Source organism: bacterium (assembly GCA_029210545.1).
Classification (GTDB): Bacteria; BMS3Abin14; BMS3Abin14; order BMS3Abin14; family BMS3Abin14; genus JARGFV01.
The window spans coordinates 12,669-14,833 of the sequence record JARGFV010000061.1; the positions used below are offsets into that span (position 1 = coordinate 12,669).

Consider the following 2,165-nt stretch of genomic DNA (forward strand, 5'->3'; position numbering starts at 1 on the left):
ACGGATAGATGACACAGCCCACAGTCATCCATCCGGGCGCCCACCACGGGCGCTGTGACGACCTCTTCTCAGGCCATCAACTCAGATAGAGTCCCTAAACTCTCTTCGAGGTTTACATCTCTGGCGGCCAAACCCCGGCTCCCGCCTAACCGGCGCGAGTTGATTGATGGACTGTTTACGTCTCCATCAGCGCCCCGGTCTTTCGTTATCGAAACCTTCAGAACATAGGGAAACATCGAGGGGTACCGGCCGAGGAAATCCTCCACCGAGATGACAAGTTCCATGGGCTTATTGCTGACGGGGACAGTGAAATAAAGGTTTCTCCCACGACTGCCGGCAACCTGCTCCGCGAGAAGGTCTCCGGTGGCGGTAAAGACCCTGACCCTCGGCCGCACCTCTCCCGGGCCGGATTGTTCCACGCTCACGGATATTTCGTCCACACCCTCGGGAAGGGTGAATCGGAACATGTCCAGGTCTCGGGAAGGGTCAATCCTTCCCAGGATACCCATTCCGAAAGGCGCGAGGTTGGCGGTAGAGACCTTGTGGTTTGCCTCCATTTCCTGCCAGGCCACGAATTCGATCTTGCGGATGTCGTCAGGGTTCTCGATGCCGGGCATCGGGAGCCTCCGGTAAAAAGTGACTTCCTCACCAAACTCAAGCACACCGGCCGGCGGCTTTTCCACACCCATCCCGAGAACGACCGTATCTTCCCCGTTAGCGACCTTGAAGGGGGAGCCCTCCTTTTCCAGAGTCTTCAGGATCCCCACGACCTCGTTTCGATCCCGTGTCGTCCAGACGGAATAACGTGACCGGTTCGCGCTGAAGCTCTCCGGGAGGATAGAGCTGCCCTCCCCCAGACGGAACTGTAATTCACTCAAAACGAGTCGGACCGTACCGGCATCGTGGGCCCCCTCGAAAATCACCGGGACCGTACCGCTCTTCGTCTCTCCGGCCAGATAACGTTCCTTGAGGATCGACGTGAGGCGTGCGGCGGCGACAGTCAGGGATTTGCCGGGATCGTCGGAAAGCAAGGATCCATCGCGGGTGCCCATCATGACATCCAGTTCCGTGAGCCCGACATCCACCAGGGTCCCCGTGGCCACATCCACGGCCTGGATCGAAAGGTACATGGGAATGGACATGGTGCTGCCCGTGACGACCGCTTCACCGTTCCTTTTAAAAAGCACTCCCACCGCCAGGTCGGCGAGGGCGACCAGACCGCCTGACACCAGCGCCTCAGGCGCCTGCGGCGGCCTCACGACCCTGAACCCCATATCGTCGTCATCCGGCGGCGGGATCACGACCAGGTTGGAGCGGTCCAGGTCAGCCGATACCGTTCTGTCGGCAAGGGCGCCCAGTGATTTGACATGATCCAGTCCCAGGGGTGCATCCACGGTAACAAAGACAGCCGCGAGCGGTGGGCTCCCCGGCTCCTTGATAACCCCGATGGAGGCCAGTTTCTTGCGCAGCAGGTCGGTGTCGACAGTGACGGAAACGTGGACCGTATAGGCAAGATCGCTGACATCCCTGTTGACGATCTGGTAGTTGGTGATGAAGTTCTGGGCCTGGGGAAAGATCCTTGCCTCAAGAAGGGGTTCGAGGGCCGCAAAGGTCCGTTCAGGGACCACTCCGGCCAGAACCTCTTCCAGGGCCTTGAGCAGGGCCTCGTCCAGTGCCTCACTCTGGGCGCCGGCAAGGTCCCCCTGGCGGATGGCGGCGTGGGCCGAGACCCTGACCTTGGTGGCTTCCGCGATCGCCGGCACGGGAAAGCCGACCCCAAGGGCAAGAATGGCTGCAAGAATGAGTTTCATGGCTTTCAACGGTGGCCCTCCAGGTACGTTTTTCACGAATGAGGGGCGTATTTTAGAACAAGTGGAAAATAAAAAACAGAGAGAAGGGAGTTTGCCCTTCGCTGACGCCTGCAGAACAGCTTCCCCCTTCGCCAAAGGCTTCGGGGGACAAGTCGGAGGACAGGGGCAGGAGGGAGAAGTGACCCACTCCCCGGCCTGAAGGCCAGGAACTGGGGTAATGCTTGTCTTCGCGAGCCCAATTATAGTCAATTTCCATATTCTTCCTCCCCCTGCCAATAGCCCCTTTCCTTATTCTCCCTCTCCCCCTCATGTAGGCTCCCTTCCTTATCCTTCCTCCCCATGCCAATAGCCCCT

The 2,165-nt window shown here is 59.3% G+C and carries 1 protein-coding gene; it reads right to left on the reverse strand.

What is annotated here, in order from left to right:
* Positions 1-68: 68 nt before the first annotated feature.
* Positions 69-1,820 (reverse strand): hypothetical protein, encoded by a 1,752-nt coding sequence (locus P1S46_07875; protein ID MDF1536402.1) that lies wholly within the window; start codon positions 1,818-1,820, stop codon positions 69-71.
* Between the last annotated feature and the right edge of the window lie 345 nt (positions 1,821-2,165).